The following is a 24,197-nucleotide window of genomic DNA, read 5'->3' as shown; positions in this document are numbered from 1 at the left end:
AGTGGTGCACATGCTCATGGCTCCTAGCGATCTCTTCGCCACGCCTCATACCGGCTTCAATCAGGTGGATTTCGTTCAACTGTGGCGTTAGTTTTTTGGCCATGGGCTCACTCAAAATCGCACGCAGGTAAGGTTGTCAGGCGATTGTCTTCAACTGGGCCGCCCACGGTGAAGTGGTAGAAGCTTTGCCACTCGCGGGTGTCGATGCCGAAGGCGGCATGCACGGGGTCGTCGAAGTAGCAGCCGATTCCAGTGGCGCGGATGCCCGCCTCTTCGGCTTCAAGGTAGAGCACTTGGCCAAGCATGCCGGCTTCCCAGAACAGATTACGGTAGAAACCGCCGCCATAGGTCGCGAGGCTGTCCATATAGTCGGCAAGCATGGCCACGCTAAAAGCACCATCGGCGGCGATGTTCTGGCCGCAGGAGACGGCGCTCGCCTGCGCTCGACAGTCGCCTTCGCGCAGCAGGTATAAGGGCAGTCCGGGCGGACAGTCGGGTACGCGCTGCCACAAAAAATCTGCATGCATCACGCGCTTCAGGCTATCGACCTTGTGCGGATCACGAACCAGCGCGTAGAGGCCCGGCACCAAGCCGTCGACACGGTGCACGAACAGCCCGAGGTGGATGCGCGGCCGCCAAGAGATTGCGTCCCAGGGCATAGCACTGCGCTCTTGGGTTGGCAGCAGCCGGCCCAGCATGGCGAAGAGTGTGGCGCGCGCGATAGCCGTCGCACCATCCATGGCGACTGCGCTGCGGCGGCCAAGAATAGCCTGTTCCGCCGTGAGTCGGCCTTGACGGATGGGCGTGTCGAACAACGCATTCTCCGCCGCAAAGCCTACGAAATCCTCCTGAATAGGCGCGCTGGCGGCGCGGCGCGTGGCCTGGGCAATGGTGTCGATTGCGGGCCACTCGACGCGGTTGTTGCGGCTCAGTGGATTGGCCCTGCCCTGCCATAGCACGTCACTGCCGTGCTGTGGCAGCGGCGCAGACTCGCGCAGTGGCGCGGTGATTAAATCCGTTCCGGGGATATTCGGGGAAATCACCGCGAGTAGATCAGCGTTCTCGCGTTCCGCCGCTGTGAAATCCTCATCGCGGTCTAGCCCCAGCAGGTTGGATAAGCTGCTATCGCTGATGTTGTCGATGAGTAGCAACTTCCAGCCGAGCGCTGCTGCCGCGATACGCAGGCTGGCCAGCGCGTGTCCCACGTCATGTTGGCAGTAACGGTAAGCGCGCTCACCGTACTTCCAGGCTTCTCGCCAATGCACCGACGACAGCCCGACCAAGAAGGAGCCCGCCGGAAGGGACTCGGTTAGCTCGCTCCAGCGCGCAGCAGTGAGCGCCGCGCGCCGTTCCAGGGCGTGTTCCTTCGGCGCGTAGTGGTACAGGGCGGGCGCCACGCCGAGCTGCTCAATCGCCGGCAGCAGGGCATAGCCCTCGGTCGGATGCAGGTTGCCGCTGGAGGGATTTACCCGCAACGGCCAGGTGATATCACCCGATTGTTTCCATGCCGTCAGCGACAGTGCATAGCGGAAAAACAGTGAGACCGACGCCAGCGATAATGGCAGCGGCGGCACGCTCGCGCTGGCATACAGCTGCCAATACGCCAGCGGGCGGCCGGATTTGGGCAGCGGCAGACGCACCAGTTCTGCTCCCGCGTAGCGCCGAAACGGGTCGGGCTGCGTTGCCCAATCCATGTAGCCCAGCGCGGCGGCGTAGCGGTGAAAGTGATGCTTAGTCCGCTCGTGGTAGGCGACGACGGCCTCGTCGGCAGCGGCCTCTGCCGCCCCCGTCAGTATTCGAGACGTCATGACGAGCAGCTCAAATGCGACAAGCCACCGACATTAAAGAACTCAGCCGGTTTGCGCCGGTAGTAGCCGTCCTCCACCGCCTGCGCCTGTTCGGCGTAGGGCTGGGTCATGATGGCCTGCAGCTCGCGCACGAGCGCGTAGTTGCCCGCGCTCGCGTGGCTGTACGCTGGCACAAGAAACCACTCGCGCAACGTGTATTTCGGGTTGACCCGTTTCATCTGCCTCGCCAGCGCCTCACGGTCGCGGGCTGCGGTATTGGTGTTGCTGGTACTGCCGATGCCGACCAACGATTGCCATAACGTCAGCCACTCGGACCAACGCTGCTGCAGCCCGTCGTTGTTTTGTTGTGCGCCCGGATAGAAGCTTTTTTTCAGTGGGCCCATGTCGTCAGGCAGCGTCGAGAGTTCGCGGAAGAACACGGTGTAATCGACCGGCGTTTGCCGCATAAGCGTTTCCAGCTCGCTGAACAACGCGGGGTGAAACCTATCCAGCCCCAGTTTGGCCGCCCACATCTGCTCCATTTGCGTTTGCATCACTGCCGCAAAGCCACTGCGAATCTCCTCGAGCTGCTGCAGGCTGTCCTGAACCAAGCTGTTCTGATCCAAGCATTCCTGATCAAGAGCGCCCTGATGCGCGCTCAGCAACGGCCGCAAGGCCGCGCAAAACATCTGGAAGTTGCGCTCCGCTGCCACCGGTTGATTGAGGAACGCGAAGTGTTCTCCACCACCCGTCCACGGCTGGTAGTGCGGGTCGAACACTTCGCAGAACCCGAACGGACCGTAGTCGAGGGTGAAACCACCGGCCGCGCAGTTGTCGCCGTTGAAGTTACCCTGGCAGTAGCCGACGCGAATCCAGTTGGCCACCAGCGAGGTCAGCCGGCTGCGGAACGCACGCGCCAGCAACAGCACTTTTGCGCGGGTGCCAAGCTGCGGGTCGATAACCTCCGCGTACTCACGCGCGATCAAGTGCAACACCAACTGCTCCAGTTCCTGCAGCGCTTGCGGGTGCTCCTGTTTGCGCGCACGGCGAGCGAACAGCTCGAGTTGGCCGACCCGAATAAATGACGGCGCAACCCGCGTCGTGATGGCGACGGCCTCCGTTACCAGCCGGTCGGGGTCCTGCGCGTACGAGCCCGGTGAGTACCACGGCCGCTGGACCTGCTCGTTTTTCGACACGTACAAACTCAGCGATCGCGAGGTTGGCACGCCGAGCGCGTGCATGTGCTCCTGTGCGAGGAACTCGCGGACACTCGAGCGCAACACGGCGCGACCGTCCGCACCTCGGCAGTACGGCGTGCGGCCGCCACCTTTGAGCTGCATTTCCCAGCGACGACCGTTGATCACGGCCTCCAGCACGGACACAGCGCGACCGTCGCCGTAGCCGTTGCCTGTGCGGAACGGGCACTGTTGGTAATATTCTTTGCCGTAGATAGACAGTGCATAGCCCGTCGCCCAGCCGACCTTGCGCAGCGGCGGCGGAACCTGGCTGAGGTCGCCGGAAAACATCCGTACGAAATCCGCCGACTGCGCCAGGCTGTCGGCAAAACCCAGTTCGCGGAACAAGCTTTGGCTGTGTGCGACGTACTCCGGGGAGTCGATGGGCGTGGGTTTGACCGGCACATAGTGGCCGCTGAACACTTGGCGCGGCGCATGGTCGTCGCCGTCAGCTGTCGCCTGAGGATCGCAGTTGAGCGTGTCCATCAGCGAGTAGTTGGCCAACGTGGCGAGATCGTCGAGCGTGGCGACGGTGGCGACGGTGGCAGACGCTGCGACGCTTTCTAGGGCGAGTCGATTGCTCATAAGGGCACCTCTTGGCGCGGGAAGAACGGCTGTTTGCCCGCTGCGTGGTGAGTGGTATCGACAATTTCTTCGATTTCGGGGGCGACTCTTTTCAGCATAACTTCAAAACCCTGGCGCAGCGTCACCTGCGAGGACGCGCAGCCCTGACAGCCGCCGCTCATGACGATAAACAGCTTGCCGTGCAGAATCTCGACAATCGAAATCTTGCCGCCGTGATTGGCGATGGATTTATTCACCTGTTTGTCCAGCAGCTCCTGAACCACCGCATGCAGCTCGGCATCGGATCTGCCAGTCGCACCGCTGTAGAGAAGCACCTCCAAGATCGCCGGCACGCCACTCAACAGCTGCGTGCGGATGGCCGTGCCGATGCTGGCTTTCAGCCCTGACCACGCGGCGCTCGGTGCCTTGCCAACGGTCAGCACGTTCTCGGCAATCAGCACGTTGGCCACGCCGAGCAGTGCGAACAGTCGCTCACCAAGCGGCGAACCGGCGGCCCGCTGCTTATTGCCGAAAAAGAACGGGCCGCCCGGATGCACGGGGCGGCTGACCACGAACGTGCAGCTGTCGGGGTCGGCCAGTGACACCTGCGCACGAATGCTCACCGGCATGCTGTCCGGCAGACTCACGGGCAAACTCGCTGACAGACTCGCAGGCAGCTCGGCAGCCAGGCGCTCAGACATCTTCAACGCTCGCCGTCGCCGCGCGCGCGCCTAAGGCACGCAGGTCGTGAAACGCATAGATCCCACTGTTATGGCCGTCGTTCCAATCGAACTGGATCGCGTAATTGCCGATGCTGACGATCTTTTGCGGGCTGACATCTGCGCGCACCGTCTGCGGATCGAGCAGCGGGCGGCCGCTCATCTCCTCGACGCAGAGGGCGCAATGACAGGCCAAGCGCAGGTCGCGCACGTCGAAGTCGTCGCGCTGTCCGTCCTCCCAGAGGATCGACAAAGTCCGCGGATCGCGGCGCAGGAAACCAATCGGAGTCTTCTGCGACCCAGCAGGCCGGGCCGCGTCTGCCATCCAGCCGGGCGCGCCGTCGTTGCTGTGCCACTTCCAGACGAAGGGTTTCAACACGGAGACCGCCGCGTTGACCTGCTCCATCAGCGCCGTGGCGATGCTGGCATATACCTTGGCGCTGACCGAGTTTGGCTGGGCCGCCACAATCGGCCGGCCCTCATCACCGCAGATGACCACATCGATATCCAGCGGCAAGGCACCCAAAAAAGGCACGCCAAGCTCCTCGCTCATCGCCTCGCCACCGCCGTGGCGGAAGATATCGGTGTTCTCGCCACAGTGCGGGCAGGTAAAGGTGCGCATGTTCTCGACGAGCCCCAGAATCTTCACCTGCACCTTCTCGAACATGCGCAAACCGCGCCGGGCGATCTTCAGGCTCACCACCTGCGGCGTGGTGACGATCACCACCCCCGACAGAGGCATACTCTGCGCCAGCGTCAGTTGGGTGTCGCCGGTGCCGGGCGGCAGATCAAGAATCAAGTAATCCAACGGCCCCCATTGCACGCCGCCGACGAACATTTTCAGGTATTTGCCCACCATCGGCCCGCGCAATACGGCCGGGTTGTCGTCGCCGGTGAGCATGCCCATCGACACCACTTTAAGGCCGTGCCGCTCGGCCGGAATCATCCGGCCCTCGGCGGTCATCGCTGGCGGCTGATCGGTGGCAATGCCGAGCATGCCGGGGATACTCGGGCCAAGAATGTCGGCATCGACCAGCCCAACGCGAGCGCCGAGTTGCTGCAGCGCCAGCGCCAGATTGACGCTCACCGTGGACTTGCCAACGCCGCCCTTACCGCTGCCGACGGCGATGATATGGCGGATACCCGGCAGCTTGTCGGCACTCACCGCCTGCGGGGAGGGCTGAGATGACGGGGCCGCTGCGGGGCGTTGCTCGTGGTTCTGCTCAGGGGTCTGCATGGCCAAGTGCCTTGTATCGTCAATTAACGGGGGAGTTGCTGGCCGCGAGCTCTGCCGCCAGAAGAACATCCGATCCAAATTCATGTGTTTATTACCTGCTGTCAGGTTTTCGAGAGTCGCTGCCGTGGCAACTCAATAGGTCGGCATCGCGCCGTCAACTTGCTCAGCCCAGGCATGCACGCCGCCGGTCAAGTTGACCACCTGGGTAAAGCCCTGCTGCTCTAAAAACAACGCGACTTGCAGGCTGCGCACGCCGTGGTGGCAGATGCAGACAATCGGCTGCGCGGCAATCAGCTCGGACAATTTCCCGGGGATGGTATGCATCGGCATCGGCAACGCGCCGGCAATGTGACAGGTCTGAAACTCCCACGGCTCACGTACGTCGAGTAATAGCGGTTGCTCGCGTGTTTGATTCGCGAGCCACGCGGCCAGTTCTGCTGCAGTCAAATTTTGCATTGCTTAGGTGCCTCTCGCGGGCAAAAACCGTGGGTAAATAACGCAATTGCGCAGAGCATCCATCAAAACACCCCGGCCGCATGCGCCTGTTCATCGGCATGGTAGGAGCTGCGTACCAGCGGGCCGGAGGCGGCGTGCAGGAAGCCCATTTTGCGGGCTTCTTCTGCATACATCTTGAAGGTGTCCGGATGCACATAGCGGCGCACTGGCATGTGGCCGCCGGTCGGTTGCAGGTACTGGCCGATGGTCAACATGTCTACATCGTGGGCGCGCAGAGCGCGCAGCACGTGCAAAATCTCCTCATCGGTTTCGCCCAACCCGGCCATCAGGCCGGATTTGGTCGGTATCTTCGGATGCCGGGCCTTGAAGCGTTGCAACAAGTTGAGGGTGTTTTGAAAGTCCGCACCGGGGCGCGCTTCTTTGTATAAACGCGGCACGGTTTCGATGTTGTGGTTCAACACGTCTGGCGGCGCAGTGCCGAGGATGTCCAGCGCAAGATCCAGCCGGCCGCCGAAGTCGGGGGTGAGAATCTCGATATAGGTGTTGGGCGTCAGTGCGCGAATGTGGCGGATGCACTCGACGAAATGGCCGGCGCCACCGTCGCGCAAATCGTCGCGATCCACCGAGGTGATGACCACGTAATTAAGCTTCATCAGCGCGATGGTGTGCGCCAAGCGTGCCGGCTCGTCGGGGTCGAGCGGATTCGGCCGGCCGGTGCTGACATTGCAAAACCGGCAGCGCCGCGTGCATTTGTCGCCCATGATCATGAAGGTCGCGGTGCCTTTGCTCCAGCACTCGCCGATGTTCGGGCAAGAGGCCTCGGCGCAGACTGTCACCAGCTGATTGACGCGCACGATGTCCTTGATCTCAGCGAAGCGCGCCGAGGCTGACCCCGCCTTGACGCGGATCCAGTTGGGTTTGGGCAATCTTTGCGCCGGATCGCTCTCGGCGCGCTTGGTTTTGAGCGGGCCTCTTTGCTTGTCTGAGCGCTCGGCAGTTATGCTGTTTAACGCCGGGGTTGCGCTGCTCAGCACCGTGGTTTCGCTGGCTAACGCCGTGGCTTCGCTGTTTATAGTTTCCGGAGTAAGCACCTTACGCCTCCCGCGCTAAAGCAAAAAATTCCGCACGCAGCGCCTGATTATTGAGCAGTTCACCGAGCATGGCGGAGGTGACGGTCTCCTCTCCTTGGGTGCGAATACCACGGCTTTCCATGCACAGGTGCCGGCAGCGAATCACCACACCCACCGCTTTCGGTTGCAGATGGGTCAGCAAGGCGTTGGCAATTTGGATGGTCAGGCGCTCCTGCACCTGCAACCGCTTGGCATAGCAATCGACCAAGCGCGTCAGCTTTGACAGGCCGACTATTTTGCCGTTGGGCACATAGCCAATCGTGGCCTTACCGAAGAACGGCGCGAGATGGTGCTCGCAATGGCTATACACCGGAATGTTGCGTACCACGATGAGCTCGTTGTACTCCTCGGCCCCGTCCTCAAACACTTTCAGGCATTGCGCCGGGTCTTGGGCATAACCGGCAGTCCAGTGCTTCCAGGCCTTGCTGACGCGCGACGGCGTTTCGAGCAGCCCCGTGCGCGTAGGGTCCTCGCCCACGCTGGTTAGAAATCGACGCCAATCCTGCTCGGTAAAGGGTGCTTCTGACATCTGCGCGGTTCCTGTCGGGGTTGATACGGGTAAAAAAGTTTCCGCGCATTCTCAGCGTGAGGTTTTGATTGGCTATGCAGTCGTTAGTGGTTGGGCGCGCGTGGGTGGATTACGCGGTGCATTTATTCTCCCCTCGCCCATTTATGGGAGAGGGCCGGGGAGAGGACAAAACAACCAATAGCCCCTCCCTAAACCGCCACCACTTCGATGTCGGGTTCAATCGAACGAATCAGATTTTCGATGGCCCTGAGAGTGCCGGATAGTGAGCTCGGACAGGAGCCGCACGCGCCTTGGTAATGCACGCTGAGCAGGTTGTAGTCGAGGTTGACCACGTGCAGGTCGCCGCCGTCGTTTTGCAGATGAGGGCGAATCTCCTCGTCGAGCAATTCGTTGATCGCATCGAGACGTTTCTGGTCGGCGAGGTTGAGGTTGGCATGCGCCGCGCTCGCCGCTGCCACGGTGACTGCGGTTTGCGCATCCGCCGCCGGTGCGGCGCGGATGGGCTCGGCGACTTTGCGCAGCAACTCATCCCAGTCGCTGTCACCGTCTTGGGTCACGGTGAGCCATTTATCCACGTAAAACACGTTACTCACATGCTCGATGGCGAACAGCGCACACGCGAGCGGATCATCTTTGGCCTGCTCGGCGTTTTCATACGAGCGCGTTACCCCCCAAGTCAGCGGGTCCTTGAGGATAAATTTCCTCGCGTTCGGATTGGGCGTCCCTTCGATTTCGGCTATTTTGGGCATTTCAACCTCTTGAAAATGTGACGCGCATTTGGGCCTCGCAACGTCGCCAAACGCACCGTGACTGGATGCGCGTTGGTAGGGCGGCTTAACCCGCCAACGGACACGGCAAAAAATCCAAACGAGCGCCTCAGCGAAGCTTTGCGTTGGCGACTTTCGCGAGCAAGCTCGCTCCCAAAGGTTGCGCATGTTGACCGTTAACGACGCTCGTTACACATAACGGACACGGCGAAATCTAAGCGGCACAAGCCTAGTAGTCGTCCTAAAGCGGGTGGGCTACGCCGCAGGCTAAGCACACCCTAGGAGTGCCATCCGCCCGTTTTCAATCCCATCAAGCCAGCGCGGAATTGAGCAGCGGCTGCAATTCACCTTGGTCGTACATCTCGCGCACGATATCGGCGCCGCCGACAAACTCACCTGCAATGTACAGCTGCGGAACGGTCGGCCAGTTGCTGTACGCCTTGATGCCCTCGCGGATTTGCGGGTCGGCCAGCACGTCGACGGCGGTAAATCCCTGCACGCCGCAGGCATTCAGTATCTGTACCGTCGCTCCGGAAAAACCACACTGCGGGGCCTGCGGTGTGCCTTTCATGTACAGCACGACTGCATGGTCGGTGACCTGCTGGCGGATTTTTTCTTGTACGTTCATCGTGTATTGCTCCAAGGTTATTAGCGGGTTGATTGTGCCCAGGCCTCGGGCGTGATGGTGCGCATGGCCAGCGCGTGGATTTCTGCGCGCATACGATCGCCGAGCGCCTGATACACCAGCTGATGCTGCTGCACCTTATTTTTGCCGGCAAATTGCGCGCTCACCACCAGCGCGTCGAAGTGCTGGCCGTCATCGCCGAGCACTTCGACGTGCTCACAGGCCAGGCCCTGCAGGATGGTGTTTCTGAGTTCATTGGCAGTCATCGGTTGCTCCTCTCGCTAGGGTCTCTGTGGCAAAAAATGGCAACCCATCAGGCGTTGCCGATCGGAGCATGCATCGGGTCGGCATCGGCTTCCGTCGAGGTGCTGGCCAGCGAATTGAACGCGGCGTGCAGGGTGTGCCAGGGTAAAATCGCGCATTTAACCCGGGTCGGCAGGTCGCACACACCGGCGAACACCGCCAGCCGGCCGATCTGATTCGGGCTGTTTAAGTCGAGCTTGCCGGTGGCCATGGCGAGAAATTCCTTGATCAGAACTTCCGCCTGCGCACGGGTTTTGCCCTTGACCGCGACCGTCATCATCGACGCCGAGGCCTTGCAGATCGCGCACGACTCACCCTGAAACGCGATGCCATCGACGCACTCGCCGGCGAGATTCAGCGCCACGTCGATGTGGTCGCCGCACAGTGGGTTGTGGCCCACCGCGTGGTGGCTCGGCTGCGCCAGCACACCGAAGTTACGCGGTTTCTTGTTGTGATCGAGGATCACCTCTTGGTACAGCGCTTTATAGTTGGCCATTAGGCAAACACCTGCTGCACGCTGCGAATACCGGCAACCAGTGCATCGACCTCGGCCCGTGTGTTGTAGAACGCAAACGAGGCCCGCGAGGTGGCCGGCACCTTGAAGCGTTGCATCACCGGCTGCGCACAATGATGACCCGTGCGCACCGCGACACCCTCCTGATTAAGCAGAGTGCCGATGTCGTGCGGGTGCACACCGTCAATCGCGAACGAAATGACCGCCGCTTTGTTTTGTGCGGTGCCGATAATGCGCACGCCCGGCATGCGGCTCATCTGCTCGGTGGCGTAATTGAGCAGCTCGAGCTCATACGCGGCAATTAGCTGCATGCCAATGGCCGAAAGGTAATCGACAGCGGCACCCAGCCCGATGGCGGCGGCAATCGGCGGCGTGCCGGCCTCGAATTTATGCGGGATAGTGTTGTAGGTGGTTTTCTCGAAACTCACCGACAGAATCATGTCGCCGCCGCCCTTGAACGGCTGCATTTTTTCCAGCAGCGCGGCCTTGCCGTACAGCACGCCGATACCGGTCGGGCCGCACAGTTTATGGCCCGAGAAGGCGTAGAAGTCGCAATCCAAATCCTGCACGTCGACCGCCATGTGCGGCACCGCCTGCGCGCCATCAACCAGCACCGGCACGCCGTGCGCGTGGGCAAAAGCGATCATCTGTTTGACCGGATTGATACTGCCCAGCGCGTTCGAAACGTGCATCACGCCAACAAACTTGGTGCGCTCATTGAACAGCTGTTGGTATTCATCGATCAGCAATTCTCCGGCATCGTTAATCGGCACCACACGAATGACAGCGCCGGTTTCTTCAGCCAGCATCTGCCACGGCACGATGTTCGAGTGATGCTCCAGCGTAGTCAGAATAATCTCGTCGCCGGCCTTGATAAACTTGCGCCCGTAGCCGTGCATCACCAGGTTAATCGCATCGGTGGTGCCACTGGTGAAGATCACTTCGCGCTCCTCAGCCGCGTTGATAAAGCGCTGCAGCTTGCGCCGCGCCTCCTCGAACTCGGCGGTCGCTGTCTCCGACAAATAATGCACCGCACGGTTGATGTTGGCGTGCTCATTGCTGTGGTAGTGCACCAAACGGTCGATCACCTGCTGCGGCATCTGGCTCGATGCGGCGTTGTCGAGATAGACCAGCGGCTTGCCGTCGATCTGCAGTTGCAGGATCGGAAAATCGGCGCGTATGCGTTCGACTTCAAAGGTAGCGGCCGAAGGCTGATTGACTTCTCGTTGGGCGGCGTTCATGACAGGCTACCGGTGTGTTCGAGCACCGTCTGTTCAAGCCGCTGCTTGAGTGATGCTACGGGGATGCGCTGGATGATCTCGGCGCCGAACGCATAGGTCAGCAGGCTACGCGCCACGCTGTCTGACAGGCCGCGACTGTTCAGGTAAAACACTTCCTCACTGTCGAGCTGGCCGATGGTCGCGCCATGCGCGCATTTCACGTCGTCGGCAAAAATCTCAAGTTGTGGTTTGGTATCAACCTGAGCATTGCTGCTGAGCAGCAGGTTGCGGCTCGACTGTACCGAGTCGGTGCGCTGCGCGCCCTGGCGGACCATGACCTTACCGTTGAACACGGCGTGCGCACTGCCGCCGACGATGCATTTGTGCAGCTGGCGGCTCACCCCGTGCGGCTGGAAGTGGTCGATGCAGGTATGGCTATCGGCCAGCTGATCGGCAGCGATCAGGGCCAGCCCGTCGACCGCGCATTCAGCGCCCTCGGCCAGCAGCACGTTGAGGTTGTAACGCGAAATCTGCGCGCCCAGCGCGACGCTGACCGACTGATAGTTGCTCGAGCGGCCCACGGACACCGCGCAATTGGCCAGGTGAAACGCCTGCGGGCTGTCGCGCTGCACACGGATGTGGTTCACCCGGGCATTGTCTGCCAGGACAATTTCGCTCACCGGGTTCACCAGGTCGGCGGCATCGTGCGCGGAGACATCATGCAAGGCCACGTAGTCCTCGATCAGCGTCACGCTGCTGCCCGCCTCGGCGATTAGCAGGCAACGCGGAGTGCTCAGCACGCCGGCCTGCGTGGCAATAAACAGCACATGCACCGGCGCTGCCAGCGTCACGTTGCGCGGCAACACAATCACCGCCGCATCCTGCAGAAAGGCCGTATTCAGCGCCGCAAATGGATTCTCATGGACGTCTTGGTGGCGGCCGAGATGCGCTTCGAGCAGCGCGGCATGGCTGCTCAGTACACTCGGCAGGTTGGCCACCACGGCATCGCTGCTGGCCGCCACACAGGACAACTGCGGCGCATAGATACCGTCAACAAACACCAAGCGGGTGGTCGCTTCTTGAATATAAAAATGCTCGACATCTGTGTTTTCTAAGGCATCGGCGGCTGGCAAGGACGGCGTAAACGACAGTTTAGTCAGCCGTGCAATGTCGGTAAAGCGCCAGTCTTCGTCACGCCGGGTAGGCAGCGGCAACACTTCGAGCCGCTTGGCCGCCGCGGTGCGCAGCGCGTTGAACCACGCCAAGGGGCTGGCCGACAATTGCCGCGTGCCGCTCAACAGCGTGTCAAGGTAAGCCGGCGCGGGGCGACGAAGCGCGCCGGGCAACACCTTAGGTAGCAGGTTAGGTAGCACTGCCGTCAGTGTGCTCATGCCGTCACCCCTGCTGCCATCGCCTCCTGGTGCTCGGCCGCGACCCAGTCGTAGCCACGCGTTTCAAGTTCCAGCGCCAGCTCCTTGCCGCCGGTTTTGATGATGCGTCCCGCCTCCATGACGTGCACGAAGTCCGGCACTATGTAGTTGAGCAGCCGCTGGTAGTGCGTCACCAGCACAATCGCGTTGTCTTTATTGGCCAGCTGATTAACGCCCTGCGAGACGATCCGCAGCGCGTCGATGTCGAGGCCCGAATCGGTCTCATCGAGAACCGCCAAGCGCGGATCGAGCAGCGCCATTTGCAAGATTTCGTTGCGCTTTTTCTCACCGCCCGAGAAACCTTCGTTAACACTGCGCTCGAGAAAATCGGGGCTCATCTCTAGCAGCTTCATCTTCTCGCGCACGAAGTCGTCAAACTCCAGCGGATCGAGTTCATCAAAGCCGCGCTGCGCCTGCACGGTATTGTACGCCAAACGCAGGAACTGGCTGTTGGCGACCCCGGGTATCTCAATCGGGTATTGAAAGGCCAAAAAAACCCGGCACGGGCACGCTCTTCGGGGGGCAGATCAAACAGATTATTGCCTTCAAACAGCACGCTGCCGCCGGTGATTTCATACGCCGTGTGGCCAGCCAACACCTTGGCGAAGGTGCTCTTGCCCGAGCCGTTCGGGCCCATGATGGCGTGCACTTCGCCGCTCTTCACGGTGAAGTCGAGGCCTTTGAGAATTTCGATGCCGTTGACGGTTGCTCGCAGCCCGCGTACTTCGAGTATGGTTTTGCTGTCTGGGTAAATCATCCGACACTTCCTTCTAATTTGAAACTGAGGAGCTTGGTCGCTTCGACTGCAAACTCCATCGGCAATTGTTGAAATACGTCTTTGCAGAATCCGTTGATGATCATCGACACGGCGGCCTCGGCGTAGATCCCGCGCTGGGCGAAATAGAACAGCTGGTCCTCGCCGATCTTCGAGGTCGAGGCCTCGTGCTCAACTTGGGCGCTACTGTTGCCCACTTGGATATAGGGAAAGGTGTGCGCGCCAGACTGGTCGCCGATCAGCATGGAGTCGCATTGCGAATAATTGCGCGCACCGCTGGCGGTCGGCGAAATCTTCACCAGTCCGCGGTAACTGTTGTTCGAGCGCCCGGCTGAGATGCCTTTGCTAACGATGGTGCTGCGGGTGTTCTTACCGAGATGGATCATCTTGGTGCCGGTATCGGCCTGTTGCAGGTGATTGGTCACCGCGACCGAATAAAACTCACCGACCGAGTTGTCGCCACGCAGGATCACCGATGGATACTTCCAAGTAATCGCCGAGCCGGTCTCGACTTGGGTCCAGGAAATACGCGAGTTCACACCCTTGGCCAGGCCGCGCTTGGTGACGAAGTTGTACACCCCGCCGACGCCATTTTCGTCGCCGGCATACCAGTTCTGCACCGTCGAGTATTTGATGTCGGCGTTGTCCAGCGCCACCAACTCAACCACCGCCGCGTGCAACTGATTAGAGCTAAAGGCGGGCGCGGTACAGCCTTCGAGGTAGGAGACCGACGCGCCCTCCTCGGCAATGATCAGGGTACGTTCAAACTGCCCAGTTTCCTCGGTGTTGATGCGAAAATAGGTTGATAAATCCATCGGGCACTTGACGCCCTTGGGGATAAAGCAGAACGAGCCGTCAGTGAATACCGCCGAGTTGAGCGCGGCGTAAAAGTTATCGCCGGTCGGCACCACTGAACCCATGTATTTTTGCACCAGCTCAGGGTGCTCTTTTACGGCTTCGGAGAACGAACAGAAAATCACCCCGACCTCAGCCAGCTTGGCCTTATAAGTGGTCGCCACCGACACGCTGTCGAAAATCACGTCAACCGCCACACCGGCCAGCGCCATGCGCTCGTGCAACGGCACGCCGAGTTTCTCGAAGGTGCGCAGCAATTCCGGATCGACCTCATCCATGCTGTTTAGCTTCGGCTTCTGCTTGGGGGCGGCGTAGTAGCTGATCGCCTGATAATCAATGTGCTTAAAGTGCACGTTAGGCCAGGTCGGCTCGTCCATCTTGAGCCAGGCCGCATATGCCTTAAGCCGGAAGTCGAGCAGCCACTGCGGCTCGTTCTTCTTGGTCGAAATCATCCGGATGGTGTCTTCATTTAGCCCTTTGGGCGCGACATCAGACTCGATATCGGTGACGAAACCGTGCTTGTAGGGCTGATTGACCAGGCTTTGCAGTACTGCGCTCATGATGTTGGTTCCTACCTAAGTAGCCAAATAAGTGACTAAATTAAATCGAGAAAGACGACCCGCAACCGCAGGTGGACTTGGCGCCGGGATTGTCCTTGATGACGAACTGCGCACCGTGCAGATCATCTTGGTAATCAATCGCGGCTCCCGCTAGGTACTGATAGCTCATCGCATCAATCAACACTGACACGCCGTTTTTGCTCAGCGTGGTGTCATCTTCAAGGGCAACTTCATCAAAGGTGAAGCCATAAGAGAAGCCGGAGCAGCCGCCGCCCTGGACAAAAACCCGGAGCTTCAGCGCGGGGTTGCCTTCTTGCGCAATCAAATCAGCCAGTTTGGCCGCAGCGCTGTCGGTAAACACAAAAGCGCCGGGTATTTCGCTCTGGATGCTTTCAGAAACCGCGTTCATCAGGCACCCTCCGTGCTGCGCACTGCGCACTGCGTATTAGCCTTGGCGCGGCACAGCGCGTTTATGTTCATGCTGTGACCTCGGTTTTTTTCACAGCCAGCGCGGGCTCTTTGATTTTGAAACTCTCGCCGCAGCCGCACTCGCTATCGACGTTGGGGTTATCAAATTTGAACATCTGCTTAAGCCCTTCGGTGACGAAGTCGATACGCGAACCATCGAGAAACACCAATGCGGCGGCATCAATCAGCACACGGGCGTCATGCGACTCAAAGCTGTAATCTGTTGGGAGAATTTCGTCGGCAATGTCGAAGGTGTGCGCCAGACCGGTACAGCCCACGCGCTTCACGCCGATGCGCAGGGCAAGCCCCTTGCCGCGTTTTGCAAGCTGCTGGCGAATCTGTTTTGCCGCATTTTCAGTCAATGTAATTGCCATAACTCAAGCTCCAACGTACGCAAAGAGAACCGCAAGACAAGCGTGGCGGTGACATGAATATAGTATCGTTTCAAAATCATATCAATACAAATATAGTTTTAAAACGCTACTATGCTAGCGTGATGAGGAGCTGGAAATGAACAGTCGTGTGATTGCTGAGCTGGTCTTTCACTTAGGTCGCATAGCCACTGGCGAAGGCCTCGCGGAGGGGCTCACGGCAGCCCAATGGGCCGCGCTCAGGTACTTTGCCCAAGCCAACCGCTTCTCACGAACGCCGTCGGCCTTCGCCGCGTTCCATGGCACGACCCGCGGTACGGCATCACAGACCATCAAAAGCCTCGAAACCCTTGGCTATCTGACCCGCCTACGCGCAGAGGACGACAAGCGCAGCGTCCACCTCGGGCTGACCGAGCAAGCCTTGGGCATTCTTGTCAGCGACCCCTTCGAATCACTGGTACGTGCCGCAGATGCCCTGCCCCCTAGCCTCCAAGGCCAGTTCGCCAATGCCCTGCAGCGCATGCTCTGCCAGGTGGCGCAAGAGCGCGGCAAGCAGCCCTTCGGCACCTGTACAATGTGTCAACATCTGGAGGGCGACGGCTGCCACCGGGAAAATCAGGCACCTTATGCCTGCGGGTTCACCCGCGAGCCGCTGCATCTAGAAGAGCTCGATGGGGTCTGCATCAACTTCATCCCCGGCAAGCCCACGGCGGTGAAGGGCCCAGCCAGCTGAGCCGCACGGCGATTACTCTGGCGCTTAGTGGGTTAATCGCTGCATGCGCTGGCTGTTGTGGTTAGCCGCAGCGTCAGCACTATTGCAACGACTAACCATGGTTACGCTTACATTTCACCAATTCTACATCGCTCTGCCTCTGCCGTTAATCCGACGCCAGAGCCCGATCAGCCGCAGAGCCCTCCGCGGTCAGTCGCTCTTTCATCCAGTTGATCAATCCGCCGCTGAGCAAGAACTGCACTTGTCGCGGCGACATGTGGTGACGCACCTGAAAACTGACCTGGCGAGTGACATTTACGACCACAAGCTCGCCACCTTCTGTCAGTACGTGCTTAAGATCTGTTAGGCGCAGCAAGTCTGCGGCCTGGATACCGTCGTAGTCCGCGGGGTCGATAAATGTCAGCGGCAGTACGCCGAAGTTGATCAGGTTTTGCGCGTGGATTCGCGCAAACCCCTTGGCCAGAACTGCGCGTAGGCCTAGGTACTGCGGGCCAAGGGCGGCGTGCTCGCGGCTCGAGCCTTGGCCGTAATTGCTGCCGCCCACTACTATGTGCCCCGGCACCTGCTTAGCGCGCACCGCGTAGGTGGGGTCGAGCCGATCAAAGGAGAACTCGGCGATCTTCGCAATATTGCTGCGAAACGGCAGCACGCGAAGCCCTGGAGGCATAATCTCGTCAGTGGAAACGTCGTTTCCCGTTTTGAGTAGGACCGGCACTTCGATCTCATCGGGCAGCGGTGCGAAGGGCGGCAGTGAGGCAATGTTCGGACCCTTCACGAGGTCAACTTTTAGCGCCTCTGCAAGCGGCAATGGCGCCCCGAACATCTCACGGTTGATGATTGGATGGTCCGGGTCCATGACGCGCGGATAAGCAATACCGAGCGTGCGCGGGTCGGTGATCACCCCGGTAAGCGCCGACGCCGTAGCCGTCTCAGGGCTGACCAGACAAACCTTATCCTCGCGCGTGCCAGAACGGCCTGGAAAATTGCGCGGTACTGTGCGCAGAGAAAGTTCATTAGTGGCCGGCGCCTGGCCCATACCTATGCAGCCGTTGCAGCCGGCCTGGTGCAGCCGCGCGCCGGCGTGCAGCAGGTCGGCGATGTGGCCGTCGCGCACCAAGGTTTCCAGCTGAGCGCGAGACGTAGGGTTAATATCGAATGACACACGATCGTGCACTTTACGACCGCGCACCATCAGCGCAGAGACAGCAAAGTCGCGAAAACCGGGATTGGCCGACGAACCAATGTAGGTCTGGTAGATCCGTTGTCCAGCGACTTCGCTGACCGGATGCACATTCCCTGGACTCGACGGCATGGCGATCAGCGGCACTAAGCTGGACAGATCGATCTCCTCAAACAAGTCGTAGCTCGCGCCGGTATCCGCGACCAACTCGACCCAGTCTTCTTCGCGCTGCCAGGCACGCAGAAAGCGGCGCACCTCCTGATCGGAAGGGAAAACACTGCTTGTGGCGCCCAGTTCGGCGCCCATGTTAGCGATCACATGTCGATCCATCGCGCTCAGCGTGGCCAGCCCCGGCCCGTAATACTCAATGATCCGACCGACACCACCGTCGACGCCGTGGCGGCGCAGCATCTCCAGAATCACGTCCTTGGCACTCACCCAATCAGGCAAGCTCCCCGTGAGTTTAACGCCCCAGATCTGCGGCATGCGCGTGAAGAACGGCTCGCCGGCCATGGCTAACGCCACTTCCAGCCCGCCAGCGCCGATAGCCAGCATGCCGATCGCACCGCCCGCCGGCGTGTGACTGTCAGAGCCAAGCAGGGTCTTGCCCGGCTTGCCGAAGTTCTCCTGATGGCATGGATGGCTGACCCCATTACCAGGCCGCGAGTACCACAGGCCGAAACGCTGGCAGGCGCTGCGCAGAAAAAGATGATCGTCGGGGTTCTTGAAGTCCTCTTGGATGATGTTGTGGTCCACGTACTGAACGCTCACCTCGGTTTTCACCCGGTCTAAGCCCATCGCCTCAAACTCCAGCATCACCAACGTGCCGGTAGCATCCTGGGTCAGTGTCTGGTCGATGCTGATACCGATCTCCTCACCGGATTGCATGTTGCCGTATACCAGATGCGCTTGAATCAGTTTCTGCGTGACATTCATGCTCATGATCATTCTCCCAAGTTCGAAAAAGTCGCGGCACTCGCCCTGAGCCGGCTTACGCAACCTTCCTGAGCGGTAAAATAGTATCGATACGAAATTACATTATTGTCTATATAGTTTTTAGACGCTACTATATTTGCCTGATAAAGGAGATGGTCATGAACAGTCGTGCGATTGCGGAGCTGGTATTTCACTTGGGCCGCATCGCCACTGGCGAGGGGCTCGCGGAGGGGCTCACTGCAGCCCAGTGGGCCGCGCTCAGGTACTTTGCCCAAGCCAACCGCTTCTCGCGAACGCCATCGGCCTTCGCCGCGTTCCATGGCACGACCCGCGGTACGGCATCACAGACCATCAAAAGCCTCGAAACCCTCGGATTTCTGAGCCGCATTCGCGCAGAAGGCGACAAGCGCAGTGTCCGCCTGGTACTGACCGACCAAGCCTGGGGCATTCTTGCCAGCGACCCCTTCGAATCCCTGGCCCGTGCCGCAGAGGCCCTGCCTCCCAGTGTCCAAAGCCAGTTCGCCACTACCTTGCAGCGCATGCTCGGCCAGGTGGCGCAAGAGCGCGGCAAACCGCCCTTCGGCACCTGTACCTCGTGTCAACATCTGCAAGGCTGCGGCTGCCACCGGGAAAGTCAGGCGTCTTATACCTGCGGAATCAGCCACCAGCCACTGCGGCTGGAAGAGCTCGACGGGGTCTGTATCAATTTCATCCCGCGCAAGCCCGTGACGGTGAAGGGCCCTGTCAGCGGAGGCGCACGGCGATGACCCTGTTCGCGCAACGGGCGCAAACGGCGCGCTGAATACCTCGGCAGAACGCCCAGTAATCGCTCGGCACAGCCCAACACGGCCACATAAAGGAGACCGCCATGTCATCCACGCCCACTGACTTTCAGGGCTGCATCAGCGACGCGCTGCGCGCGGCTATCGAGCAGCGGATCCCGCATTCACGGGCCGCCGTCGCCACAGTCAACGGCGGTGGCAACGGACACTTCAGCATCGACGTGACCTCGCCCGCGTTCGCAGGCCTGAGCATGCTCGAGAGCCAGTGGCTGGTGTATGTCGCCATCGGCCATCTGCTGCAAGGTTCTGCGTCCCCGGTGCGCGCCGTCGACAGCCTGCAGACGCGAGCGCCCGCACGTGTTGGTCCAGGCTTTACCCGCCATGCGTGTCCACCCGCTATTGAGGCGCAACAGACTACTGGCCGGCGCACATGAATTTTTTGCCGATCCCGAATACGGCGCCGTTCGCCGAAGAAGAGATAGTAATCCTCAACCGCGTGATGGGATCCGCCAGCCCCACACAGCGCGCGTGGCTAGCCGGCTTTATCGCCGGAATGGACGCCGCCACGACGGCACCTCAACCCGCAGGCAGCGCGCAAACCACTGAGCCGCTGACCATCCTCTATGCGACCGAATCCGGAAACTCCGAGCAGCTCGCGGCGGACATAGCCAAGGCGGCGCGCAAACTCGGATTGAAGCCTTCGATCGTCGACATGGCTGATCTCGATGTGGCGACCCTTGCCTCGGTACGCCGGCTCGTCGTCATCGCCGCGACCTGGGGTGAAGGCGAACCGCCCGCACGGGTCATTCGCGCTTACGCTGAACTCATGGGAGAAGGCGCGCCACGCCTCGATGACGTCCGGTTCGGCGTTCTCGCGCTCGGCGACACCGCCTATGCCAAGTTCTGCGCGATTGGCAAGGCGTTGGACGCAAGACTTGCAGCGCTCGGCGGCAAGCGCGTCGTCGCCCGCGTCGATTGCGATCTCGACTTCGCAGAACCTGCCGGGCACTGGATCGAGACGGCGCTCAAGGCTCTGGCCCCGGCCGAAAACGTCGGCCAAAGCCGCATCATTGCTGTCGATTTTGCCGCGAAGGCAACGAGCAGCGCCGATCTCGCTCCGGTCGAGGCCGAGATCACCGAACTAATCCACCTCAACTCATCGCAGTCGGAAAAAGTCACGATCCATCTCGAACTCAGTTTCGACGGCGCTGCGCCACCTTATAAACCTGGCGATTCACTTGATATCTACCCTGAGAACGATGCGGCCTACGTGGACGATCTGTTGGAGGCGACAGGTCTTGCGTCCGACGTTGCGCTGCGCGCCGAGCTAATCAAGGCCCGAGATGTCACGACGCTATCGCTCAAGACCCTGGCAAGCTACGCCGCCACCACCAACCACCCGCAGGTCAAGGCGCTGCTCGCATCTGAGGATGCCCGCACCTGGATCGCCGGTCGGCAGCTGATCGACCTGCTCCAGTTGTTTCCCGTGGCGCTGTCTGCCGACCAGCTGCGCCAGCTAACGCGGCCGCTGGCCCCGCGCGCCTATTCGATTGCGTCGTCGCGCCGCGAGGTGGGCGATGAGGTGCATCTGCTGATCTCGGCGGTGCGCTACCAGAGCTTCGGGCGCGTGCGCAAAGGTGTCGCTTCCGGCCATGTCGCCGACCAATTAAAGAAAGGCCAGCGTCTGCGGGTGAAGTTGCGGCCCAACCGGCATTTCGCGCTTCCCGCGCCAGAGCGCGACATCATCATGGTGGGGCCGGGCACTGGCATCGCACCGTTTCGCGCCTTCGTCCAGGAGCGCCGTGCCACCGCCGCGAGCGGCCGCTCCTGGCTGTTTTTTGGCGACCGCCAGTTCACCCACGACTTCCTCTACCAGCTCGAATGGCAGGATGCCTTAAAGGATGGTTCGCTGACGCGCATGAACCTCGCCTTCTCGCGCGACACGCCGCACAAACGCTATGTGCAGCACCTCATTTGGGAGCAGCGCCAAGACCTCATCGACTGGCTCGACAATGGCGCCTATTTCTATGTCTGCGGCGACGCCAAGGCGATGGCCAAGGATGTGCGGGCGGCACTCGTGCGCGCCTATGTCGATGTGAAGGCGCTCAGCGTGGCAGACGCCGAGCAAGCGGTAAAGGCTCTCGATCGTGAGCACCGCTATCTGCAGGACATTTATTAAGCGTACATCCGGAGTCCACATGAGCCAAAAACACATAAGCAAAGAGCTCTCACGCAACGAGCACATTAAGGCCGCCAGCGGGTATCTGCGCGGCACGCTCAGCGAAGGCCTGCACGAGGAGATCACCGGCGCGATCATCGAGGATGATGCGCAGCTGGTGAAGTTCCATGGCATGTACCTGCAAGACGACCGCGATCTGCGCAGCGAGCGTGGGCGCAAGAAAATGGAGAAGGCCTTCTCCTTTATGATTCGTGTGCGGGTGCCCGGCGGCGTCTGTACCCCGCAGCAATGGCTGACCATGGACCATATCGCGCGCACCTACGGCAACGGCACGATGCGCCTGACCACGCGGCAGACTTTTCAGTTGCACGGCATCATCAAGTCGAACCTGAAAACGACGATGCGCGAGATGGACGCCGCGCTGCTGACCACTATTGCGGCCTGCGGTGACGTGAATCGCAACGTGATGTGCAATCCGAACCCCTATCAGTCACCCGCCCACGCCGCTTCGCTCACGCTCGCCCGTGCCCTGTCCGACCATTTATTGCCGCGCACGACGGCCTATCGTGAGATCTGGCTGGATGGCGAGCGCATCGCCGGTGGTGAGGATGAGGATGAGGTGGTCGAGCCGATCTACGGCAAAACCTACCTGCCGCGCAAATTCAAAATCGTCATCGCCGTGCCGCCGTCGAACGACGTCGACATCTATGCGCATGACCTCGGCTTTATCGCCATCCTCGACCAGCAGCGTCAGATCAATGACGACTATAACTTCACGCTCGGCAACCAGCATGTGATCGAGGGCTATAACGTCACGGTTGGCGGTGGCATGGCCATGACCCATGGCGAGACGCAGACGTATCCGCGCACAGCCGACGTCATGGGCTATTGCCGAGCGGAGCAGGTGCTTTCCGTGGCCGAAGCCGTTGTCACCGTACAGCGCGACTGGGGCGACCGTATCGAGCGCAAGCATGCGCGCCTGAAATACACGATTGAGGATCGCGGTCTGGATGCCTTCCGTGCCGAGGTCGAACTGCGCAGTGGCGTCACGCTGGAAGCAGCCAAGCCGTTCACCTTCACCTCAACCGGCGACCGCTACGGCTGGACCGAAAGTGACCGAAGCGACGAAAGCGGCAACGACTACGCGCACCTGACGCTGTTTATCGAGAACGGCCGTGTCAAGGATGTGCCGGGCGGCGCGCAATGGCTGACCGGCCTGCGGCGGATCGCCGAGCAGCATGACGGCGACTATCGCCTCACCGCCAACCAGAACCTGATCATCGCCAACGTCCCGAAGGCGCAGCGCCGGGCCATCGAAGCGCTGGTCGCTGAGCATCGGCTGACAACCGACGCCTCGGCCCTGCGGCGCAATGCGATGTCCTGCGTCGCGCTGCCGACCTGCGGGCTCGCACTCGCCGAAAGCGAACGCTATCTGCCCGAGCTCGTCACTGCGCTGGAAGAGCGTCTGGCCGGGCACGGGCTGGCCAAGAAGGACATCGTGATCCGCATGACCGGCTGCCCCAACGGTTGCTCGCGGCCGTATATCGCCGAGATCGGTTTGGTCGGCAAAGGCCCAGGCCGCTATAACCTCTATCTGGGGGCCGCTTTCGACGGCTCACGACTGGCCAAGCTCTACGCCGAAAATCTCGACCACGGCTCGATCATCGCCAATCTAGAACCGATCTTCGCTGCTTACCAGCGCGAGCGGCAGGACGGCGAACACTTCGGCGATTACACCCTCCGTGCGGGTTTTATCGCCGCGACCGTCAACAGCGCCGATTTCCATCAGAACACCGGAGCGCGCCGCTAAAAGCTTAAACCCTGAACTTCCTGCTCAGGGTTACCCAGGAGAATCATCATGGCATTACGTTTAGGCGACACCGCACCCAATTTTGTGCAGACATCGACGCTCGGCGACATCGACTTTCACCTCTGGCTCGGCACCAGTTGGGGGCTGTTGTTCTCGCACCCGAAAGACTTCACGCCCGTGTGCACCACCGAACTGGGCGCAGCCGCCAAACTCAATGAGGAGTTCGCACGCCGCAACGTCAAGGTGCTGGCCGTCAGCGTCGACGCGCTCGAGTCGTATGCCCTGTGGATCGATGACATCAACGAGACGCAAAACACCAACGTCGACTTCCCCGTGCTGGCTGATCCGGGGCGCACCGTTTCGACCTTTACGACATGATTCATCCGAACGCCAACGACACCCTGACGGTGCGCTCGGTGTTCTTTATCGATCCGAAAAAGAAGATCCGCGCGACCATTACTTACCCGGCGAGCACGGGCCGCAACTTCAACGAAATTCTGCGGGTGATTGATTCGCTGCAGCTGACCGACGGCTACAGCGTCGCCACACCCGCCAACTGGAACCTCGGTGATGACGTCATCATTGTGCCGTCACTGCAGGACCCAGAGGTGTTGCAACAGAAATTTCCGAAGGGCTACACCGTCGTCAAGCCCTACCTGCGCATCACCCCGCAACCTGACCTGAATTAAACGCACGAGGCTCAAATTATCCGGCGACGGGAGCTTCACATCGAGGCATAAAAGATACGCCGCCGTTTCAATTCCTCGCATACACAATTTTTAAGGATAGATCATGGCAAGAATCGTCAAAATAACCCGGACAGGTCCGTATCCCGTGACGGTGGGCGAGAAAACTAAGTACATATGCGGCTGTGGCTTGTCGAAGAAGCAGCCGTTTTGTGACGGTACTCATAAAACCACCGCAAAGACTGAAGAGCCCGAAAAGTTTTACTGGTACGACGTGCAAGGAAGCCGTCACGAAGTGAAAGAGAACCATCCCGACCTGCACGCACCGTCGGAGTAGCTGGGTGTA

Annotated in this window: 23 protein-coding genes and 2 pseudogenes; 7 read left to right on the top strand and 18 right to left on the bottom strand. The window is 60.4% G+C overall.

All coding sequences use genetic code 11. The features are described 5' to 3' along the window. Nucleotides 1-107: 107 nt before the first annotated feature. From RHM55_RS00630 to RHM55_RS00550, 17 genes and pseudogenes are all read right to left on the bottom strand, one after another. Nucleotides 108-1,808, bottom strand: coding sequence for a SagB/ThcOx family dehydrogenase (locus RHM55_RS00630; RefSeq protein ID WP_322179041.1), 1,701 nt, complete (start codon nucleotides 1,806-1,808; stop codon nucleotides 108-110). After that, on the bottom strand, nucleotides 1,805-3,607 hold the full coding sequence (locus tag RHM55_RS00625) for a protein adenylyltransferase SelO (RefSeq protein ID WP_322179040.1): 1,803 nt from the start codon (nucleotides 3,605-3,607) through the stop codon (nucleotides 1,805-1,807). The genes RHM55_RS00630 and RHM55_RS00625 overlap by 4 nt, the downstream gene beginning before the upstream one ends. Continuing rightward, entirely contained in the window at nucleotides 3,604-4,287 is a 684-nt protein-coding gene (locus tag RHM55_RS00620; RefSeq protein WP_322179039.1) for a NifU family protein, read from the bottom strand. Before RHM55_RS00620 ends, RHM55_RS00625 begins: the two co-directional genes overlap by 4 nt. After that, nucleotides 4,280-5,542 (bottom strand): P-loop NTPase, encoded by a 1,263-nt coding sequence (locus RHM55_RS00615; protein ID WP_322179038.1) that lies wholly within the window; start codon nucleotides 5,540-5,542, stop codon nucleotides 4,280-4,282. The genes RHM55_RS00620 and RHM55_RS00615 overlap by 8 nt, the downstream gene beginning before the upstream one ends. Before the next feature lie 132 nt (nucleotides 5,543-5,674). Then, on the bottom strand, nucleotides 5,675-5,998 hold the full coding sequence (locus tag RHM55_RS00610; RefSeq protein ID WP_322179037.1) for a rhodanese-like domain-containing protein: 324 nt from the start codon (nucleotides 5,996-5,998) through the stop codon (nucleotides 5,675-5,677). Nucleotides 5,999-6,060: 62 nt separating this feature from the next. Next, a complete protein-coding gene (lipA, locus tag RHM55_RS00605; protein WP_416152036.1) occupies nucleotides 6,061-7,032 on the bottom strand; it encodes a lipoyl synthase in 972 nt (323 codons plus the stop codon). A gap of 58 nt (nucleotides 7,033-7,090) precedes the next feature. After that, a complete protein-coding gene (folE, locus tag RHM55_RS00600; protein WP_322179036.1) occupies nucleotides 7,091-7,657 on the bottom strand; it encodes a GTP cyclohydrolase I FolE in 567 nt (188 codons plus the stop codon). Nucleotides 7,658-7,845: 188 nt separating this feature from the next. Beyond that, nucleotides 7,846-8,406: a NifU family protein gene (locus tag RHM55_RS00595; protein ID WP_322179035.1), complete on the bottom strand. Its 561-nt coding sequence runs from the start codon at nucleotides 8,404-8,406 to the stop codon at nucleotides 7,846-7,848. Nucleotides 8,407-8,734: 328 nt separating this feature from the next. Beyond that, a complete protein-coding gene (gene grxD / locus RHM55_RS00590; protein ID WP_322179034.1) occupies nucleotides 8,735-9,052 on the bottom strand; it encodes a Grx4 family monothiol glutaredoxin in 318 nt (105 codons plus the stop codon). A 20-nt stretch (nucleotides 9,053-9,072) separates the two neighbouring features. After that, the gene (locus RHM55_RS00585; RefSeq protein ID WP_322179033.1) at nucleotides 9,073-9,315 is read right to left on the bottom strand and encodes a BolA family protein; all 243 of its coding nucleotides are present in this window, start codon (nucleotides 9,313-9,315) and stop codon (nucleotides 9,073-9,075) included. Nucleotides 9,316-9,362: 47 nt separating this feature from the next. After that, entirely contained in the window at nucleotides 9,363-9,848 is a 486-nt protein-coding gene (gene sufU, locus RHM55_RS00580; RefSeq protein ID WP_322179032.1) for a Fe-S cluster assembly sulfur transfer protein SufU, read from the bottom strand. Beyond that, nucleotides 9,848-11,107, bottom strand: a complete 1,260-nt coding sequence (locus RHM55_RS00575) for a cysteine desulfurase (RefSeq protein WP_322179031.1) — start codon at nucleotides 11,105-11,107, stop codon at nucleotides 9,848-9,850. Before RHM55_RS00575 ends, sufU begins: the two co-directional genes overlap by 1 nt. After that, a complete protein-coding gene (gene sufD / locus RHM55_RS00570; RefSeq protein ID WP_322179030.1) occupies nucleotides 11,104-12,477 on the bottom strand; it encodes a Fe-S cluster assembly protein SufD in 1,374 nt (457 codons plus the stop codon). Before sufD ends, RHM55_RS00575 begins: the two co-directional genes overlap by 4 nt. Beyond that, nucleotides 12,474-13,249, bottom strand: a pseudogene (gene sufC / locus RHM55_RS00565) (Fe-S cluster assembly ATPase SufC). Before sufC ends, sufD begins: the two are co-directional and overlap by 4 nt. Nucleotides 13,250-13,269: 20 nt before the next feature. After that, nucleotides 13,270-14,706, bottom strand: a complete 1,437-nt coding sequence (gene sufB, locus RHM55_RS00560; protein ID WP_322179029.1) for a Fe-S cluster assembly protein SufB — start codon at nucleotides 14,704-14,706, stop codon at nucleotides 13,270-13,272. A gap of 40 nt (nucleotides 14,707-14,746) precedes the next feature. Further along, complete coding sequence (gene erpA / locus RHM55_RS00555; protein ID WP_322179028.1) at nucleotides 14,747-15,115, bottom strand: iron-sulfur cluster insertion protein ErpA; 369 nt, start codon at nucleotides 15,113-15,115, stop codon at nucleotides 14,747-14,749. Nucleotides 15,116-15,182: 67 nt separating this feature from the next. After that, nucleotides 15,183-15,548 (bottom strand): iron-sulfur cluster assembly accessory protein, encoded by a 366-nt coding sequence (locus RHM55_RS00550; protein ID WP_322179027.1) that lies wholly within the window; start codon nucleotides 15,546-15,548, stop codon nucleotides 15,183-15,185. A 136-nt stretch (nucleotides 15,549-15,684) separates the two neighbouring features. Between RHM55_RS00550 and RHM55_RS00545 the strand changes: the two genes are divergently transcribed. Then, on the top strand, nucleotides 15,685-16,278 hold the full coding sequence (locus RHM55_RS00545; RefSeq protein WP_322179026.1) for a MarR family winged helix-turn-helix transcriptional regulator: 594 nt from the start codon (nucleotides 15,685-15,687) through the stop codon (nucleotides 16,276-16,278). Between the two features lie 145 nt (nucleotides 16,279-16,423). On the opposite strand, the gene RHM55_RS00540 is transcribed toward RHM55_RS00545, so the two are convergent. Beyond that, nucleotides 16,424-18,400, bottom strand: coding sequence for an aconitate hydratase (locus RHM55_RS00540; protein WP_322179025.1), 1,977 nt, complete (start codon nucleotides 18,398-18,400; stop codon nucleotides 16,424-16,426). 152 nt (nucleotides 18,401-18,552) lie between these two features. Here RHM55_RS00540 and RHM55_RS00535 point away from each other — a divergent pair, with 152 nt between their 5' ends. The 6 genes and pseudogenes from RHM55_RS00535 (at nucleotide 18,553) to RHM55_RS00510 (ending at nucleotide 24,188) form a co-directional block, all read left to right on the top strand. Then, nucleotides 18,553-19,161, top strand: coding sequence for a MarR family winged helix-turn-helix transcriptional regulator (locus RHM55_RS00535; protein ID WP_322179024.1), 609 nt, complete (start codon nucleotides 18,553-18,555; stop codon nucleotides 19,159-19,161). 101 nt (nucleotides 19,162-19,262) lie between these two features. Continuing rightward, nucleotides 19,263-19,610, top strand: coding sequence for a BolA/IbaG family iron-sulfur metabolism protein (locus RHM55_RS00530; RefSeq protein WP_322179023.1), 348 nt, complete (start codon nucleotides 19,263-19,265; stop codon nucleotides 19,608-19,610). Beyond that, the gene (locus RHM55_RS00525) at nucleotides 19,607-21,355 is read left to right on the top strand and encodes a diflavin oxidoreductase (RefSeq protein WP_322179022.1); all 1,749 of its coding nucleotides are present in this window, start codon (nucleotides 19,607-19,609) and stop codon (nucleotides 21,353-21,355) included. Before RHM55_RS00530 ends, RHM55_RS00525 begins: the two co-directional genes overlap by 4 nt. 19 nt (nucleotides 21,356-21,374) lie before the next feature. Next, nucleotides 21,375-23,165, top strand: a complete 1,791-nt coding sequence (locus RHM55_RS00520; RefSeq protein ID WP_322179021.1) for an NADPH-dependent assimilatory sulfite reductase hemoprotein subunit — start codon at nucleotides 21,375-21,377, stop codon at nucleotides 23,163-23,165. A 48-nt stretch (nucleotides 23,166-23,213) separates the two neighbouring features. Next, nucleotides 23,214-23,854 (top strand): annotated as a pseudogene (locus RHM55_RS00515) (peroxiredoxin). 103 nt (nucleotides 23,855-23,957) lie between these two features. Then, nucleotides 23,958-24,188, top strand: a complete 231-nt coding sequence (locus tag RHM55_RS00510) for a CDGSH iron-sulfur domain-containing protein (protein ID WP_322179020.1) — start codon at nucleotides 23,958-23,960, stop codon at nucleotides 24,186-24,188. The last annotated feature ends 9 nt before the right edge of the window (nucleotides 24,189-24,197 follow it).

Origin of the sequence: Pseudomonas sp. MH9.2, assembly GCF_034353875.1 — a bacterium.
Classification (GTDB): domain Bacteria; phylum Pseudomonadota; class Gammaproteobacteria; order Pseudomonadales; family Pseudomonadaceae; genus Aquipseudomonas.
Note: the sequence above shows the minus strand (reverse complement) of the source record. Positions and strands in the feature narration are given on the sequence as shown.